The sequence below is a fragment of the Terrabacter sp. 01T434 genome (assembly GCF_056398545.1).
Genome location: NZ_JBFTPP010000005.1, coordinates 418,036 through 434,692 on the forward strand (window position 1 = coordinate 418,036; position 16,657 = coordinate 434,692).

Below are 16,657 nucleotides of genomic sequence, written 5' to 3' on the forward strand. Positions count from 1 at the left end.
GTCTACCGTGGGCCCGTGACCTCCGACGACCGCCCCGACGACCACGTGCACCCACCGGCCGGCGCGTCAGACGCCGGTCGGCGGCCCCGTCGCCAGACCGGTCGCCGGGCCGGTCGCCAGGCCGGTCGCCGAGTCCGCCTCCGGGCCACCGGTGGTGCGCTCCTGATGACGGCGGCCGTCGCCGTCGCGCTCTCGGCCTGCACCTCGCAGTCGCCGCCACCGTCGGGATCCTCCACGTCCACCACGGCCTCCGCGGGCACGTCAGGGGGCGACGCCCCGTCCTCCGCAACCGCGTCGGGCGTTCGGGTGAGCGGCGCGCCGGCTTCGCTGGCCGCGCTCGTCTCGGCCGTGTATGCCGGAGGCGACCTCACGCATACGTCCTCCCCCACCGCGGCTGCGGCGCTCAAGGCCCGCAAGCCGACGACCGGCCCGGTGACCGCCACCGCCAAGGTGGGGTCGTGGATGGGCACGCCCGTCGCCGTCGTGACCACGGGCCAGGACGTGACCCTCGCCGTCGGGCCGACGTGGAAGGTCGTCGGCGGCTGGTGGCCCTCCCTGGGTGTCGCGACGCCGAGTCTCGGCAAGGGTGGGCCACGGTGGGTGCTCGGCATCGGGTCCGATGCGCGCCCGGGTGAGGACCTGAGCCACACCCGTGCCGACAGCCTCCAGGTGGTCGGATCCGACGGGCGCGGGGGCGGCGGCGTCATGGGCGTGGCCCGCGACTCGTGGGTTCCGCTCGCCACGGGAGGCAAGGGCAAGATCAACTCGGCGATGGTCTTCGGCGGGCCCCAGGCCGAGCTCACCACGGTCCGCTCCGCGACCGGGCTGCCGATCGAGGGCTACGTCGTCATCGGCTTCACCGGCTTCACCCGGGTCGTCGACGAGCAGGGCGGCATCCCGATCGCCGTCCCGCAGACGGTCAACGCCTCGCACGCCGGCATCATCATCAAGGCCGGCCCACAGCGCCTCACCGGCACCCAGGCCCTCGCCTACGCGCGAGAGCGCCACACGCTGCCCGACGGCGACTTCGGGCGCTCACGCCACCAGGGTGAGCTGATCCTCGCCGTCGGCATCAAGGCCAGGCTGGCCGGACCGATCGCGATCCCCGGGGTGCTGTCGAGCGCGAGCACGGTCGTCAAGACCAACCTGTCGGCCGAGCAGGTACTGACCTATGTCGCCGGCCTCGAGCGGCTCAACCCGACGAGGATCGGGCACGGCGTCGCCAAGGGGCCGACCGGGTGGGCCGGCCAGCAGTCGATCGTCGTGCTCGGCGCCGAGGCCCAACGCCTGTTCGCCGACTTCCGTGACGGGAACCTCTCGTGAGTGGCGGCACCCCCGTGATCCGGCGCGCCCGCACGGCCGACGTCCGTGCCATCCGGGCCCTCGTGGCCCCGCTCGCCGAGCGCCGGGTGCTCGTCAGCAAGGAGGCAGTGACCTACTTCGAGAGCCTCCAGGAGTTCCGGGTCGCCGACCTCGACGGACGGGTCGTCGGCTGCGGAGCCCTGCACGTCATGTGGGAGGACCTCGCCGAGGTCCGCACCCTCGCCGTCGCGCCCGACCAGCTCGGCACCGGCCTCGGCGGTCGCCTGCTCGAGACGCTGGTCGAGGACGCGCGCGAGATCGGCGTCGAGCGGCTGTTCTGCCTGACGTTCGAGACGGACTTCTTCGTCCGGCACGGGTTCGAGGTCATCGAGGGCCAGGCCGTGCCGATGGACGTCTATGCCGAGCTGCTGCGCTCCTACGACGAGGGCGTCGCCGAGTTCCTCGACCTCGAGCGCGTCAAGCCCAACACGTTGGGCAACACCCGGATGCTCCGCACCCTCTGACCGGCGCTCAGCCGGGCGGCGGGAGGTGACGGGCGAGGTGCGCCAGCAGCGCATCCACCGCTGGGGATCGGCCCTCCCGGCGGGCGATGACCGACAGCTCCCATACGGGGTGGTCGACGAGCGGCACGACGACCACGCCCTCGCCGTGTGCCGCGGCTGCCGTCTGCTCCGGGACGACGGCGACACCCAGGCCCGCCGCGACGTAGGCGGGCACCGTCGACAGGTCCGGCACCTCGAGGGTGACGCGACGCCTCATCCCTGCCGCTCGTAGCCAGTCGTCCACGACCTTGCGGTTGCCGAACCCGACCGGCATCTCGACGAAGTCGTCGTCGAGGAGCTCGCCGAACCGGACCGAGGCGTGGGCCGACAGGGCGTGGCCCGTCGGCAGGAGGACGACGAATGCCTGGCGCCTCAACACCTGGACGTGGACTCCGGTGAGGTCGTCGAGCGCGAGACCGCAGAAGGCGACGTCGACCCGTGAGCGGCGCACGTCGTCGACGAGGCCCGTGGAGCCGCGCGGGGACGTCCGCATCGACAGCTCGACCCCGGGGTTCGTCCGGTGGAAGGCGCCGAAGACCGCGGGCAGTCCGAGCGACTCGAGGTTGGTGAGCATCCCGACACGGAGCGACCCGGTCACGGTGCCGGTGGCCCGGGCCCCGACGCGGCGCATCTCCCCGACGGCCTCGAGCGCCGTGCGGGCCCGTGGCAGCAGGTCGCTGCCGGCCCTCGTCAGCGCAACGTGGCGCGTCGAGCGGATGAACAGGGCGGTCCCGACCTCGCGCTCGAGCACCGCGACGCCCGACGAGACGGTCGACTGGACCGCTCGGAGCCGCTCGGCGGCCCGGGTGAAGCTCAGCTCCTCGGCGACCGCGACGAAGTACTCGAGATGCCTGGTGTCCACGGACCCATCATTCACCGGTTTCATCGCTGAATGCGACTGAGAATGCGCGTTGGACATGGTCAATACCTCTGCCGCACGCTGGAGGCATGACGACGACCAGCCAGCGTCCCGCGCGCACCCACCACGACGAGGCCTTCCGCGCGCGCCACCGTCGCGGCTTCTGGGTCGTCGTCGGTGCGTTCACCGTGCTCATGGCCTTCACGACGCTGCCCACGCCGCTCTACCCCCTCTACCAGCAGCTCGACGGCTTCCCGACGTTCGTCATCACGCTGATCTTCGCGGCCTACGGTCTCGGCGTCATGAGCGGCCTCTACCTCGCCGGCCACGTCAGCGACTACCTCGGCCGGCGCCGCGTGCTCCTGGCGGCCACCGCGGTGGAGCTCGTCAGCGCCGTCATGTTCGTCCTGCTCCAGGACACGGCGAGCCTGCTCGTGGCCCGGTTCCTCTGCGGCCTCGGGATCGGCGCCGTGACCGCAACCGCGACCGCGCACCTCGCCGAGCTGCACGCCGTCGGCCGCCCCGAGGCCGACGGCCGCTTCGCCTCGGTCACCGCGGGCGCCGTCAACACCGGCGGCCTCGCCCTCGGACCGCTCGTCGCCGGGCTGCTGACGCAGTTCCTCCCCCACCCCCTGACCGTGCCGTATGCCGTGTGGGTCGTCCTGCTCGTGCTGGCCTTCGGGGCGCTGCTGGTCGCCCCCGAGACCGTGGACCGGCCGGCCGAGCGCCCGGCGTATCGTCCGCAGCGCGTCAGCGTGGAGCCGGCCGCGCGACCGCACTTCTCGGCCGCCGCGGTGGCTGCCGGGGCCGCCTTCTCGGTGCTCGGCGTCTTCACCTCGCTGACGGCCAGCTTCGTCGGCGGCACGCTCGGGCTGCACTCCCGGCTGCTCACCGGCGCCCTCGTCTTCGGCGTCATCGGGACGTCCGCGCTCTCGCAGATCGTGCTGGGGTCCCGGGAGGTGGCCGACCGGCTGCGGGCGGGCATGGCCGCCATGTCGGTCGGGCTCGTCCTCGTCGCCGTCGGTGCCTGGACCACCTCGCTCCCGCTGTTCGCCGTCGCCGGCATCCTCGCCGGGGCGGGGGTGGGCCTCGTCTTCAACGTCGCGATCACAACCGCTGCGACCGTGTCCTCTTCCGAGCACCGTGGCGAGACGCTGGCCGGGATGTTCCTGGCTGCCTACGCGGGGATCACCGTGCCCGTCGTCGGTGCGGGGGTCGCAGTGACGTTCTTCCCCGCCCAGGCGGTGCTGGTGGTCTTCGCCGGCGTCGTCCTCGTCGCCGTCCTCGTCTCGACCAGGCGACTGCTCGCCCGATCGACCCCGTCGCGCTCGGCCTGACCCCACGGCATACGACCGGGGGCCCCGCGAGGTCAGTCCCAACGCGACGGGGGCGGCTTGGTCAGGTGCGGCTGGAGGCCGCGTAGATACGGCGGACGACGTCCTCGATGTCGGGCTCCTCGATCGTCAGGTCACGCACCTCGTGCCGCGACGAGACGTGGGCGAGCACGGCCGCGACCGTCGTCGACTCGGCGTCGAACGCGAGCCGCTGGCGCAGGCCGTCGGACTCGCTCTGGACGAGGGTCGCGCCGGGCACGTCGTCCAGGTCGGCCGTCGGAGCGGCGAGGTCGATGACGAGGACGCGCTGCGCCCCGACCGTGCCCGCCAACCCCGTCAGGGTGCCGTCGAAGGCGAGCCGCCCGTGGTCGACGACGAGGACCCGGTCGCAGAGCCGCTCGATGTCGCCCATGTCGTGCGTCGTCAGCAGCAGGGTCGTGCCGCGCTCGCGCCGCTCGGCGACGAGGAACTCGCGCAGCCGCTGCTTCGAGAGCACGTCGAGACCGATCGTCGGCTCGTCCAGGATGAGCAGCTCCGGGGAGTGCAGGAGCGCGGCCGCGATCTCGGCCCGCATCCGCTGGCCGAGCGAGAGCGAGCGCACCGGCGTGCCGAGCTGCGGACCCATCTCGAGCTGCTCGACGAGCAGGTCGGTGCGGGCACGGGTCGTCTGGTCGTCGAGGCGGTGGATCGCCCCGAGGATGGCGAACGAGTCGCGCAGCGGCAGGTCCCACCAGAGCTGGGAGCGCTGGCCGAAGACGACACCGACGCGGCGGGCGACCTCGACCCGCTGGCGCATGGGATCCAGCCCACACGTGCGCACGTGCCCCGCGGTCGGCTTGAGGATCCCGGTCAGCATCTTGATCGTCGTCGACTTGCCGGCGCCGTTGGCGCCGATGTAGCCCACCGCCTCACCGGGTGCGACCGAGAAGGTCATCCGGTCGACGGCACGGGTCTTCTTGAACTCGCGCACGAGGTCGCGCGTCTCGATGATGGCGCTGTCGATGCTCATCCGCCGGCTCCTTGGTAGTGACGGGTCCCGAGCCTCCAGCAGAGGCCGGCGATGCCCCAGGCCAGCAGGGCGGCGAGGGGCGTGCACCACGCCAGCCAGTGGGGCGCGAGATGGTCACCCGGCAGGTCGAGGATCGCCACGGCCGGGATGTAGGCGACGAAGGCGGTCGGCACGACGAACGTCCAGAAGATCCGCAGCGGGTCGGGGAAGACCTGCTGGCTCTGCTGGGCGGCATACGACCCGCCGTAGGTGAAGGCGTTGGTGAACTCCGCCCCGTCGACGAGGAAGAACTGCAGGCCGCCCGCGGCGGTGAACAACGCCGAGAAGATCGCGGTGCCGCTGACGACCGTCAGGACGATGAGCGCGACGGTGGCCACCGACCAGTCGATGTCCGCCCTCGTCAGTGCCACGGTGAGCACGACGAGTGCGACGCTGAGGCGCCCGATCCGCCGCAGCGACAGGTCGCTCGTCATGAGCTGGGCGAGCAGCGGGAGCGGGCGGACGTAGAACGCGTCGACCTGGCCGGCCCGGATGTAGCGCGGCAGCTGGTCGAGGTGGCCGACGAACATGTCGGCGAGCGAGAACGCGAGGTTGGAGAGGGCGAAGACGAGCATGGCTGACGTGAAGTCGAGCCCGCCGAGGACGTCGACGTTGTGGAAGATGATCCACACCTCGGCGAACTCCGCCAGGCCGACACCGACGGTGCCGAGGATGTCGGTGACGAACGAGGTGCGGTACTGCATCTGCGCCCGGGCGCGCGAGGCGAGCAGCACCCGGTAGGGCCGCAGCCGCTCGGTCAGCGTCACGTCAGCCACCCTGCACCTCCAGACGACGACGGCCAGCGCGCAGCACGAGCTGCCCCAGGCCGAGCAGCGCGAGCGCCCAGAAGACCTGCACGGCGACCGCGGAGGCGATGTCGGTCCCGACGACACGCCCGGCGAGGATGTCGATGGGGTTCTGCAGCATGGACGGGAACGGCGACCAGTGGGCGACGGTGCGCAGCCAGTCGGGGAACCACGGCACGGGCAGGTAGAGGCCGCAGAGCAGACCACCGGTGATCATCCACAGCAGCGTGATGCCGCGGATCTCGACGAGCCAGAACGCGAGCAGGTTGATGACGAAGTTGCCGGCGAACGCGACGACGACCGCCAGCAGCACCGAAAGGGCCCCTGCGGCCCAGCTGACGGCGGACGGCGGGGGCGCCATGTCGAAGAGGAGCGCACCGAGCAGGATCGCCGGCAGGCCGCGACCGATGAGGTTGATGCCCGCACGGCCGAGATCGCCTGCGAGGTAAGCGAGCTGGGGGTCGATCGGCCTCAGGAAGTCGACGGCGATGTCGCCCGTGCGCACGCGGTCCTTGACCTCGGCGAAGCCCCACAGGTTGACCGTGCCGAGCAGCGCCTGGCCCCACCACACGAAGGCGATCGCCGTCGGGGCGTCGTAGCCGCCGATGGAGGTGCCGGCCGAGGCGAGCGCCGCGAGCAGGATCGAGGCTCGGATGAAGCCGAACACGGAGTTGGTCGTCATCCCGGCCAGCAGTGCCAGCCGGTACGTCGAGTGCCTCCTGAAGCCGGCTCTGACGAGCAGCCAGAAGGTCTTCACGACGGTCGGACGGGCGCGGGCACAAAGGGGCACGCTACCGAGGAGCACGGCGCCCGGCAACAGGGGTACGTTCGGCACATGCCGGACGTCGTGGACCACCCACCCTCCTCAAGCCCAGCACCCGACGTCGTGATCGTGATGGGCGTCAGCGGCAGCGGCAAGAGCACCGTCGCCAAGGGCATCTCGACGGTCATGGGGTGGGAGTTCGCCGAGGGCGACGCGTTCCACTCCGAGGCCAACGTCGCCAAGATGCACGGTGGCCAGCCGCTCACCGACGACGACCGCTGGCCCTGGCTCGAGTCCATCGGCGACTGGATCAGCGGCAAGGAGGCCGCCGGCGAGTCCGCCGTCGTCACGTGCTCGGCCCTGCGCCGCGTCTACCGGGACCTGCTGCGCCGGGGACGCCCCCACGTGCGCTTCCTCCACGTCGAGGCCCCCAGCGACGTGATCCAGGACCGCATGGAGCACCGCCCCGGCCACTACATGCCGGCCTCGCTGCTGCCCAGCCAGCTGGCGACCCTCGAGCCCCTCGGCGCCGACGAACCCGGCGTCTCCGTCACCAACGAGGGCACCGCCGCCGAGGTGCTCTCCCGATCCCTGCGCGCACTCGGACTCAGGAAGGACCCCACCGCATGACACTCGCGACCCTGACCACCCTCTCGCCGGGGCTGACCCCCGCGGCCACCCGCGTCGCCGTCGAGGCAGCCAAGGAGCCGTATGCCGGCAACGCGCAGCTCGTGCTCGCGTGCTTGCTCGGCATCCTGGCCGTGGTGCTGCTCATCACCACGGTCAAGCTGCACCCGTTCCTGGCACTCATGCTCGGATCTGCCGTCCTCGGCGTCGTGGCGACCATGCCCCCCGCCGACATCGTGACCAGCTTCATCGCCGGCTTCGGGGCCACCGCCGGCGCGGTGGGCGTGCTCATCGCCCTCGGAGCCATGATCGGCAAGATGCTCGAGGACTCCGGCGGGGCGAACCGCATCGTCACCACGCTCGTCGGGCGCGTCGGCCCGGGCGGCCTGCCGTGGATGATGGCCGTCATCGCAGCGATCCTGGGCCTCCCGCTCTTCTTCGAGGTCGGCGTGGTCCTGCTCGTGCCCGTCGTGATCCTGGTGGCCCGCAAGACCGGCCTGTCGGTGATGAAGGTCGGCATCCCGGCCCTCGCCGGCCTCTCGGTGCTGCACGGACTCGTGCCGCCGCACCCGGGTCCGCTGACCGCCATCGGGCTGCTCCACGCCGACCTCGGCCGCACGCTGCTCTTCGGGATCATCGTCGCCATCCCCACGGTCATCGTCGCGGGCCCGGTGCTCGCTCGCTTCGTCGACCAGTGGGTGCCCAAGTACGTCGACACACTCGTCGGCACCCCGGTGTCGGCGGGTGCGGGTGTGTCTGGCGGCGCGGCTGTGTCTGGCGGCGCGGGTGTGTCTGGCGGCGCGGGTGTGTCGGCGGGCGGCGGCCGCACGGCCGTCGCGGACCGCCCGGGCGGCACGTCCTCGCCGTCACGTGACGCGGGCGGTGGTCGCTATGGCAACCTCGAGGAGCTCGAGGCACCTCTCGAGCCCGGGCGCCGTCGTGTCGGCTTCGGCTCTGCCATCGTCGCGATCACCCTGCCGGTGGCGCTCATGCTCATCGACGCGATCGCGAAGCTGGCCGTGTCCGACAAGGGGAGCGGCGTCCGCCAGGTCTCCGACGTCCTGGGCACCCCCGTCGTGGCGCTGCTCATCGCCGTCATCTTCTGCTACTTCCGGCTCGGACTCGCCTCCGGCATGACCCGGATCCAGGCCAGCGACTCCCTGGGTGCGAGCCTGCCGGGCGTCGCCGGCATCATCCTCATCGTCGCGGCCGGTGGCGGGTTCAAGCAGACGCTCGTCGACGCGGGCGTCGGCAAGGTCATCGCCGACTGGGCCACCGGCGTCAACATGTCGGTGCTCCTGCTCGGCTGGCTCGTCGCCGTGCTGATCCGCCTCGGCACGGGCTCGGCCACCGTTGCGACGATCACCGCGGCGGGCATCGTCGGCCCCCTCGCGACGACGCTGTCGACCAGCCACCTCGCCCTGCTCGTCCTGGCGATCGGCTGCGGCTCGCTCTTCTTCAGCCACGTCAACGACGCCGGCTTCTGGCTCGTCAAGGAGTACTTCGGGCTCACCGTCGGCGAGACGATCAAGTCGTGGTCGGTCATGGAGACCGTCATCTCGGTGGTCGGGTTCGTGCTCGTGATGGCCCTCAGCGTCGTCGTCTGACCGGCGTGGCGACCCTCCCCCGCGACCTGTCCGCCGAGGCGCTCGAGTTCCTGTCGGTGCGTCACCTCGCCACGCTGACGACCCTGCGCCCCGACGGATCGCCGCACGTCGTGCCGGTCGGCTTCACGTGGGACCCGGAGACGTCGGTCGCCCGCGTCATCACCAGCCGCACCAGCCGCAAGGCCCGCAATGCCAGCGCGGTCTGCCCCGCCGTGCTGTGCCAGGTCGACGGCCGCCACTGGCTCTCGCTCCAGGGCACCGCGCGCATCCTCGACGACCCGGCCTCCGTCGCCGACGCCGTGCAGAGGTATGCCGTCCGCTACCGCGAGCCGCGCCCCAACCCCGAGCGGGTCGTCATCGCCATCGACGTGCGGTCCGTTCTCGGCAACCTCTGACGGTGGGGGGCGGGCGCCGGCTTCCGGCCCGCCCCTCACGGTCGACGCCCGTGGTCAGGAGGGGAGCGCGAACCGGTTGCGCGACAGGGGCTCGACCAACCCGTCGGCGACGAGGGAGTCGAGGCAGCGCATGACCTGCGCGCGGTCGTCGGCCGAGTCCTCGAGCCGTGCGAGCGGCAGAGCCGCGTGGGCGTCGCGCAGGCGGCGCAGCAGCTCGCCGCGCACCTGCCGGTCGGTGCCGTGCCAGCTCTGCCCGCGCCGCGGCGGACCCTCGTAGGCCGGTCGGCCGGCGAGGTTCCACGCGCAGAGGTCAGCGACCGGGCACTCGTCACAACGGGGTCCCCTGGCCACACAGACGAGGGCACCGAGCTCCATGACGGCGACGTTCCACGTGTTCGCCGTCGCCGGCTCGGTCGGCATCGAATCGGCCGCCAGCTGCGCCTCGGCGCGGTTGAGCGTGAGGTTGGGGAAGGCCTTGCCCTCGCGGGTGCGAGCGAGGACGCGCCGGACGTTCGTGTCGACGACGACCTCCGGGATGCCGAAGGCGAAGCACGAGACGGCTGCCGCCGTGTAGGCCCCGACGCCCGGCAGGGCCAGCAGGCCCTCGGGGGTGGCGGGGACCTCACCGCCGTGCCGCTCGACCATCGCCCTCGCCGCCTCGTGCAGGCGCAGGGCACGACGCGGGTAGCCCAGACGGCCCCAGGCGCGGACGGCGTCGCCCGGCGCCGCAGCCGCGAGGTCGGTGGGGGTCGGCCACCGGTCCATCCACTCGCGCCAGATCGGCTCGACCCGGGCCAGGGGTGTCTGCTGCGACATCACCTCGGAGAGGAACACACCCCACGCGCTCGCGTCGGGCTCGCGCCACGGCAGGTGCTTGCGGCCGGCCTCGGCGTACCACCCGTTGACGCGCTCGTGGAGCAGCGACAGCGGGACCTCGCGGGACGGCATACGGACACGCTAGTGACGGCCTGACCGGGCGGGACCTGCGGGGGCACCCGGGGCGCAGGCCCACCAGGACCGTGAGCTCCCGAGCGGTCAGACGTAGCGTTCGAGGATGCTCGACTCGGCGAGGCGCGAGAGACCCTCGCGCACGGCCCGAGCACGACCCTCGCCGACGCCGTCGACGAGCATGAGGTCCTCGATGCCGGCCGCAAGCAGCCGCTGGAGCGACTCGAAGTGCGTCACGAGCCGGTCGACGATCGCGGTCGGCAGGCGCGGCACCTTCGTCAGCAGCCGGTAGCCCTGCGGTGAGACCGGGAGGTCGAGGCTGTCACCGACGACGGAGAAGCCGACGGCGCGAGCACCCGCAGCGAGGTCGAGCAGCTCGACCGCGTTCAGCGCCTGCAGGTTGTCGAGGGCCTCGTCGACGTCGAGCCCGGACTTCGTCGCCGGAAGGTAGTCGCGGATGACGAGCTCGCGGTCGTTGCCGAGCCCGCCCACGAGCTCCTCGAGCTGCAGGCTGAGCAGTCGTCCGTCGGTGCCGAGCTCCACGACGTAGTCCTGGATCTCGGCGGAGATGCGCCGCACCATCTCGAGGCGCTGCAGCACGGCGGTGACGTCGCGCACCGTGACGAGGTCCTCGATCTCGAGGGCGGACAGGGTGCCGGTGACCTCGTCGAGACGGGCCTTGTAGCGCTCGAGGGTCTGCAGCGCCTGGTCGGCGCGCGACAGGGTCGTCGGCGACCCCTCGATGACGTGGCGCAGGTCGCCGACGTAGAGCGCGACGACGCCCATCGACTGGCTCACGGAGATGACGGGGTAGCCGGTCTGCTTGGCCACCCGCTCGGCCGTGCGGTGGCGGGTGCCGGACTCGGTGGTCTCGATGCTGGAGTCGGGCACGAGCTGGGTGGCCGCACGCAGGATGCGGGTGCCCTCGCGGTCGAGCACCACGGCGCCGTCCATCTTGCAGAGCTCGCGCACGCGCGTGGCCGAGAACTCCATGTCGAGCACGAAGCCGCCCGTGCAGATCGAGTCGACGACACGGTCGAAACCGAGCACGATGAGCGCTCCGGTGCGACCGCGAAGGATCCGTTCGAGGCTGTCACGCAGCTCCGTCCCGGGTGCCACCGCCGCGAGGGCCGCGCGCAGCAGCAGCTCGTCGTTCCGGTCCATCACTTCCCTGTTCGCAATGGGGGCGCCGAGCGCGTCCACCCGGTCGGTCGCAGTCTAGACGGTGCCGACGGCGGCTGCGCTCGTTGACCGCCCACCGGCGAGGCGGCCCATGGCCTCGATGGCACGCGCCACGTCGGCGACCTCGACAGCGCGGATGCCGGGGGGCACGACGGAGCCCGCCAGGCTGCCAGCGGGGACGAGCGCATGACGGAAACCGAGCCGGGCCGCCTCCGAGAGGCGGCGGTCGAGCCCGGTCACCCGCCGCACCTCTCCGGCGAGCCCGACCTCGCCGAAGGCGACGACGTCGCTGGCCAGCGGCTTGTCGACGACGGACGAGGCGACGGCGCAGACGATGGCGAGGTCGGCGGCCGGCTCGGTGATGCGAACGCCGCCGACGGTGGCCGCGAAGATGTCACGCGAGCCCACCGGCGCACCGGCCCGCTTGTCGAGGACGGCGATGATCATCGCGAGCCGCGAGGCGTCGAGACCGCTGGAGGTGCGTCGCGGTGACGGCAGGGTCGAGGGCGCCACCAGCGCCTGCACCTCGGCCACGAGCGGCCTGCGGCCCTCGAGGGTGACGGTCACGCACGTGCCCGGCACCGCGTGGTCGCGGGTGGACAGGAACAGCCCGCTCGGGTCGGCGAGGCCGATGATGCCGGTGTCGGACAGGTCGAAGCAGCCGACCTCGTCGGTGGGGCCGAAGCGGTTCTTCACGGCACGCACGAGCCGCAGACCGGAGTGGCGGTCGCCCTCGAACTGGATGACGACGTCGACGAGGTGCTCCAGCAACCGGGGACCGGCGATCGAGCCGTCCTTGGTCACGTGCCCGACGAGGAGCACGGCGACACCACGGGTCTTGGCCGCGGCGATGAGGCTGCCCGTGACCTCACGCACCTGGGAGACGTTGCCGGCCTGGCCCTCGACGTCGGCGCTCGCGATCGTCTGCACCGAGTCGACGACGAGCAGTCCCGGCGAGCGCGCCTCGACATGACCCAGCACGGTCGCGAGGTCGGTCTCGGCGGCGAGGTAGAGCGTGTCGGCCATCGCCGAGATGCGTTCGGCACGGGTGCGCACCTGCGCCGCGGACTCCTCGCCGCTGACGTAGAGGACCTCTGAGCCGGACCGGGCCGCGCGGGCGGCGACGTCGAGCAGCAGGGTCGACTTGCCGACCCCCGGCTCCCCCGCGACGAGCACCACACCACCGGGCACGAGGCCGCCCCCGAGCACGCGGTCGAACTCGGCCACCCCGGTCGGCCGCGCAGCGGCCCGGGTCAGGTCGACGTCGGCGATGCGCTGGGCCGGGGTCACGACGGGTGCCGCGGTGGTGCGCGCCGCCGTGGGCGCGCCCGTCTCGGCGACGGTGCCCCAGGCCTGGCACTCTCCGCAGCGGCCGACCCACTTCGCCGTGGTCCACCCGCACTCGCCGCAGCGGAAGCCGGGGGTGCGTCGCGTCGTCGTCCTCGTAGCCATGGGCACGACCGTACGGCGCGGGTGCGACATCGCTCCGCGGGGCCGGCCGCGCGGCCGTGAGAAAATGGCTGCATGGAATCGGTTCTGCCCTATGTGCTCGCCATCGTCCCGACGGTCGGCATGGGCACGCTCTTCTACTTCGTCATCAAGAGCATCCTCCAGGGCGACCGTCGCGAGCGCCTCGCGCAGGCCCAGTGGGAAGCAGAGCACGACCGGCGTGGAGCCGGCACCCACGCCCCCTCGTCCCCGCCGGTCGCGCACACCGAGCCGTCCACGCCCCCGCCGGCGCCGAAAGACCGCTGACACTGAATTCTGGTCGTGGTGCCATGGCGTCGATCTCTGTCGGGAATCTTCGCAGAGGTGCTCACGCGGCACATTTCACATTCGAACGGGTGCCATTGTTTTCGGAGTAAATGCATTGTCGGGCCGGAGGCGGTAAATTGATCTCGCCCGCGAGTCACGCATTCGCGGAACGCCCCTCCCCAAACCCGATTTCAGATGGAGAAAAATGGCTCAGCGTGTCGAAGTGGTGTTGATTGATGACATCGATGGTGGAAATGCGGCCGAGACGGTGACCTTTGCCCTCGACGGCGTCACGTACGAGATCGACCTGTCCGAAGAGAATGCCCGCAGGCTGCGCGACGACTTCGCGACGTGGACCGGTCACGCGCGCCGGGCGGGCACGGCCAAGGCTGCTTCGCGTCGCCGCGCAGGTGCCGGTTCGGGCGCTGCGAAGCGCACCGACCTCGCCGCCGTGCGCGAGTGGGCCCGCGCCAACGGCCATGACGTCTCCGACCGCGGCCGCATCTCGGCCGACGTCCAGGCGGCCTACGACAAGGCGCACTGACCGAACCGGTCACGACGGACGAGAGGGCCCGGCACACCACAGGTGCCGGGCCCTCTCGCGTCCCCCTACCCGGTGGCGCGCGGGTCAACCAGCGATCGCTGCGGCGAGGTCGCCGTCGCGCGCGACGCGCTCGAGCACCTCGTCCGCGGTCAGCTGGGTGAGCTCGCCACCCGCTGCCCCTGCCTCGATCTCGTCCCACGAGCGCGGCGCGGCCACGGTCGGGCGCTCCCGGCCGCGCAGCGAGTAGGGGCACACCGTCGTCTTGGCAGCGACGTTCTGGCTCCAGTCGAGGAAGATCTTGCCGGGCCGCAGCTCCTTGGCCATCTTCCACACGATGAGGTCGGGGTGGGCCTTGGTCAGCTCCTGTGCGAGCTGCTGGACGGTGTCGCGGATCTCGTCGCTCGTGTGCGCTCCGGGCAACACGGCATACAGCTGGAGCCCCTTGCTGCCGCTCGTCACCGGCAGGGTGTCGAGCCCGATGCCGCTGAGCCGCTCGCGCACGATGAGCGCGACCCGCGCGCACTCGTGCAGCCCGGTGCCAGGACCGGGGTCGAGGTCGATGACGAGCCGATCGGGGCCCCGCGCCTCCGCGTCGCGCCCCTCCCCCTCGTAGCGCCACTGGTGCACGTGCAGCTCGAGGGAGTTGAGGTTGGCGAAGTACGTCAGTCCCGCCAGGTCGTCGATGAGCGGGAAGACGGGGTCGCGCCCGACGCGGCGGATCCACGCCGGCGTGCCCGCGGGGATGTTCTTCTCGAAGAACTGCATGTCGCCGACCCCGTGCGGGAAGCGGATCCGTGTGACCGCGCGGTCGCGCAGGTGCGGCAGGATCACCGGCGCGATGCGCGCGTAGTAGTCGAGCACCTGCGCCTTGGTCGTGCCGGTGCGGGGATACATCACCTTCTCGAGGCTCGACAGCTTCATCCGCCGGCCGTCGACCTCGACCGTGACCTTGGTGGCCTCGTAGGGCATCACTCACCGCCCGCGTGGTCGTCGACGTCGCCGGGGGTGAGGTCGCTTCGCAGGCCCTTGTATGCCGGCTGGCGCAGCTTGCCCTGCCCGCTCAGTCCCAGCGACTGCACGTCGGCGACGAGGACCGGGTGGACCCAGGTGGCGCCGGCGGAGTCCTCGACGGGGACGTCTGTGGCGAAAGGGGATTCGGCGGCCGTCAGGGACTCGAGGTCGCGCATGAGGGCCTGTCCTGTCTTGCCGGCGAGGCCGGAGCCGACGCGTCCCAGGTAGCGGAGGCCCCCGGGGCCGGGCACACCGACGAGCACCGCTCCCAGGCGGCGTGACACCGTGCCGGCGGACTCGGGGCGCCACCCGCCGATGACGACCGAGACCGTGCCCCGGTGGGGGGACTTGAGCCAGAGGGGCGACCGCAGGCCGGGGACGTAGACCGAGTCGACGCGCTTGGACACGATGCCCTCGAGACCCTGCTCCTTCGTCGCCGCGTGGAGCGTCACCCCGTCGGCGAAGGTCGGTGGCGTCTGCCACCGGGGACCGGCGAGCTCGAGCCGTTCGAGCGTCGCGCGGCGGTCGGTCCAGGGGCGGGACAGCAGCTCTACGCCGTAGAGCCTCAGCAGGTCGAACGTCATGAGGGTGACCGGTGCGGCCTCGGCGAGCAGTGCCGCCCGCCGGGCGTCGGTGACGTGGAAGCGTTCGGCCATCGCGGCGAACGACGGGATGCCGTCCCGCATCGAGACGATCTCACCGTCGAGGAGCATGTCTGCGTACTCGTCGGCGAGGCCGCGCAGCTCGGGAAAGGCGACCGTGACGTCGCGTTCCGTGCGCGAGAAGAGGCGGATCTCGCCGTCGCTCACGTCGGCCAGCACCCGCATACCGTCCCATTTCACCTCGTGCTGCCAGCGGTCTCCGACCGGAATGGTCGTCGTTGCCGTCGCGAGCATGGGGCGCATGGGTGCATTCTTGTTCCCATGCGAGCCATCTGGAAAGGCGCCGTGTCGTTCGGCCTCGTCAATGTGCCGGTTCGACTCTTCTCGGCGACGGAGAACCACGACGTGCAGTTCCGGCAGGTTCACGAGAAGGACGGTGGCCGCATCAAGTACCAACGCGTCTGCTCGATCGACGGCGAGGAGGTGCCCTACTCCGACATCGCCAAGGGATATGAGGCGGCCGACGGGCAGATGGTCGTGCTGACCGACGAGGACCTCAAGAGTCTTCCGACCCGGTCGACCAAGGAGATCTCGATCGAGAAGTTCGTGCCGTCCGAGCAGATCGACCCGCTGCTCTTCGACAAGAGCTACTACCTCGAGCCGGACAAGACCGGGCTCAAGCCCTACGTCCTGCTCCGCGACGCGCTCGAGAAGGCCGACCGGATGGCCCTCGTCACCGTGTCGGTGCGCACCCGCATGACCCTCGCGGTGCTCCGGGTGCGCGATGGCGTCATCGTGCTCCAGACCCTGCTCTGGGCGGACGAGGTGCGCGCCCCCGAGTTCGAGTCGCTGTCGGAGGAGACCCACGCGACGGCCAAGGAGCTCGCCATGGCGTCCTCGCTCGTCGACTCGCTGTCGGGCGACTACGAGCCCGAGGAGTTCGAGGACGACTACGCCGAGGCCGTGACGCAGCTCGTCGCGACGAAGATCGAGGGCGGTGACATCACCGAGACGCCCGAGGCCAAGGGCGAGGAGACCGAGGTCGTGGACCTGCTCGCGGCCCTGCAGCGCAGCGTCGACAAGGCCAAGGCGGCCAAGACCGGCGGGTCCCCCAGCGACTCCGGGTCGTCGGACGAAGGCGCGGCCACGAAGACCGCGGCCAAGCCTGCGGCCAAGAAGGCGACGACGACGAAGACCACCGCGAAGAAGACGACGGCCAAGAAGACCGCCAAGGCCACGGCCAAGACCACGACGAAGAAGGCGGCGGCCAAGAAGGCGAGCTGACCCGACCCGACGGGACGCGCCCTCGCC

18 protein-coding genes are annotated in these 16,657 nt (G+C 71.7%); 9 read left to right on the forward strand and 9 right to left on the reverse strand.

The window, feature by feature from the left end; genetic code table 11:
* Nucleotides 1-15 precede the first annotated feature (15 nt).
* Nucleotides 16-1,323 carry an LCP family protein gene (locus AC1DIW_RS13170; RefSeq protein ID WP_478108670.1) on the forward strand — a complete coding sequence of 436 codons (1,308 nt, stop codon included), beginning with the start codon at nucleotides 16-18 and terminating at the stop codon, nucleotides 1,321-1,323.
* Nucleotides 1,320-1,826: an amino-acid N-acetyltransferase gene (locus AC1DIW_RS13175; RefSeq protein WP_478084823.1), complete on the forward strand. Its 507-nt coding sequence runs from the start codon at nucleotides 1,320-1,322 to the stop codon at nucleotides 1,824-1,826. Before AC1DIW_RS13170 ends, AC1DIW_RS13175 begins: the two co-directional genes overlap by 4 nt.
* 7 nt (nucleotides 1,827-1,833) lie before the next feature.
* Here AC1DIW_RS13175 and AC1DIW_RS13180 read toward each other — a convergent pair whose 3' ends face one another.
* Nucleotides 1,834-2,727: a LysR family transcriptional regulator gene (locus AC1DIW_RS13180; protein WP_478108672.1), complete on the reverse strand. Its 894-nt coding sequence runs from the start codon at nucleotides 2,725-2,727 to the stop codon at nucleotides 1,834-1,836.
* Nucleotides 2,728-2,813: 86 nt separating this feature from the next.
* Here AC1DIW_RS13180 and AC1DIW_RS13185 point away from each other — a divergent pair, with 86 nt between their 5' ends.
* Complete coding sequence (locus AC1DIW_RS13185) at nucleotides 2,814-4,061, forward strand: MFS transporter (protein WP_478108674.1); 1,248 nt, start codon at nucleotides 2,814-2,816, stop codon at nucleotides 4,059-4,061.
* 61 nt (nucleotides 4,062-4,122) lie between these two features.
* Here the strand turns inward: AC1DIW_RS13185 and AC1DIW_RS13190 are convergent, their stop codons facing one another.
* From AC1DIW_RS13190 to AC1DIW_RS13200, 3 genes are read right to left on the reverse strand one after another with little or no spacing between them, the layout of a single operon-like run.
* Nucleotides 4,123-5,067 carry an ABC transporter ATP-binding protein gene (locus AC1DIW_RS13190; protein ID WP_478108675.1) on the reverse strand — a complete coding sequence of 315 codons (945 nt, stop codon included), beginning with the start codon at nucleotides 5,065-5,067 and terminating at the stop codon, nucleotides 4,123-4,125.
* The gene (locus AC1DIW_RS13195; RefSeq protein ID WP_478108676.1) at nucleotides 5,064-5,873 is read right to left on the reverse strand and encodes an ABC transporter permease; all 810 of its coding nucleotides are present in this window, start codon (nucleotides 5,871-5,873) and stop codon (nucleotides 5,064-5,066) included. The genes AC1DIW_RS13190 and AC1DIW_RS13195 overlap by 4 nt, the downstream gene beginning before the upstream one ends.
* A gap of 1 nt (nucleotide 5,874) precedes the next feature.
* Nucleotides 5,875-6,594 carry an ABC transporter permease gene (locus AC1DIW_RS13200; protein WP_478108678.1) on the reverse strand — a complete coding sequence of 240 codons (720 nt, stop codon included), beginning with the start codon at nucleotides 6,592-6,594 and terminating at the stop codon, nucleotides 5,875-5,877.
* 153 nt (nucleotides 6,595-6,747) lie between these two features.
* Between AC1DIW_RS13200 and AC1DIW_RS13205 the strand changes: the two genes are divergently transcribed.
* Genes AC1DIW_RS13205 through AC1DIW_RS13215 form a run of 3 tightly spaced genes read left to right on the forward strand, consistent with a single transcriptional unit; the run spans nucleotide 6,748 to nucleotide 9,304 of the window.
* Nucleotides 6,748-7,305, forward strand: a complete 558-nt coding sequence (locus AC1DIW_RS13205) for a gluconokinase (RefSeq protein ID WP_442279247.1) — start codon at nucleotides 6,748-6,750, stop codon at nucleotides 7,303-7,305.
* Nucleotides 7,302-8,909 (forward strand): GntT/GntP/DsdX family permease, encoded by a 1,608-nt coding sequence (locus AC1DIW_RS13210; protein ID WP_478108680.1) that lies wholly within the window; start codon nucleotides 7,302-7,304, stop codon nucleotides 8,907-8,909. Before AC1DIW_RS13205 ends, AC1DIW_RS13210 begins: the two co-directional genes overlap by 4 nt.
* A gap of 5 nt (nucleotides 8,910-8,914) precedes the next feature.
* On the forward strand, nucleotides 8,915-9,304 hold the full coding sequence (locus AC1DIW_RS13215; RefSeq protein WP_478108682.1) for a pyridoxamine 5'-phosphate oxidase family protein: 390 nt from the start codon (nucleotides 8,915-8,917) through the stop codon (nucleotides 9,302-9,304).
* 54 nt (nucleotides 9,305-9,358) lie between these two features.
* Here AC1DIW_RS13215 and AC1DIW_RS13220 read toward each other — a convergent pair whose 3' ends face one another.
* The 3 genes from AC1DIW_RS13220 to radA form a co-directional block, all read right to left on the reverse strand.
* Complete coding sequence (locus AC1DIW_RS13220) at nucleotides 9,359-10,252, reverse strand: HhH-GPD family protein (RefSeq protein ID WP_442279244.1); 894 nt, start codon at nucleotides 10,250-10,252, stop codon at nucleotides 9,359-9,361.
* An 87-nt stretch (nucleotides 10,253-10,339) separates the two neighbouring features.
* Entirely contained in the window at nucleotides 10,340-11,416 is a 1,077-nt protein-coding gene (disA, locus tag AC1DIW_RS13225) for a DNA integrity scanning diadenylate cyclase DisA (protein ID WP_442279243.1), read from the reverse strand.
* Nucleotides 11,417-11,470: 54 nt separating this feature from the next.
* A complete protein-coding gene (radA, locus tag AC1DIW_RS13230; protein WP_478108683.1) occupies nucleotides 11,471-12,886 on the reverse strand; it encodes a DNA repair protein RadA in 1,416 nt (471 codons plus the stop codon).
* Between the two features lie 72 nt (nucleotides 12,887-12,958).
* Between radA and AC1DIW_RS13235 the strand changes: the two genes are divergently transcribed.
* Nucleotides 12,959-13,189, forward strand: coding sequence for a hypothetical protein (locus AC1DIW_RS13235; RefSeq protein ID WP_478108685.1), 231 nt, complete (start codon nucleotides 12,959-12,961; stop codon nucleotides 13,187-13,189).
* A gap of 205 nt (nucleotides 13,190-13,394) precedes the next feature.
* Entirely contained in the window at nucleotides 13,395-13,733 is a 339-nt protein-coding gene (locus AC1DIW_RS13240) for a histone-like nucleoid-structuring protein Lsr2 (protein WP_442279240.1), read from the forward strand.
* 84 nt (nucleotides 13,734-13,817) lie between these two features.
* On the opposite strand, the gene ligD (AC1DIW_RS13245) is transcribed toward AC1DIW_RS13240, so the two are convergent.
* Entirely contained in the window at nucleotides 13,818-14,702 is an 885-nt protein-coding gene (ligD, locus tag AC1DIW_RS13245) for a non-homologous end-joining DNA ligase (protein ID WP_478108861.1), read from the reverse strand.
* Nucleotides 14,702-15,649: a non-homologous end-joining DNA ligase gene (gene ligD, locus AC1DIW_RS13250; RefSeq protein ID WP_478108687.1), complete on the reverse strand. Its 948-nt coding sequence runs from the start codon at nucleotides 15,647-15,649 to the stop codon at nucleotides 14,702-14,704. Before ligD (AC1DIW_RS13250) ends, ligD (AC1DIW_RS13245) begins: the two co-directional genes overlap by 1 nt.
* Nucleotides 15,650-15,667: 18 nt before the next feature.
* Between ligD (AC1DIW_RS13250) and ku the strand changes: the two genes are divergently transcribed.
* The gene (gene ku / locus AC1DIW_RS13255) at nucleotides 15,668-16,630 is read left to right on the forward strand and encodes a non-homologous end joining protein Ku (RefSeq protein ID WP_442279237.1); all 963 of its coding nucleotides are present in this window, start codon (nucleotides 15,668-15,670) and stop codon (nucleotides 16,628-16,630) included.
* Nucleotides 16,631-16,657: the final 27 nt, after the last annotated feature.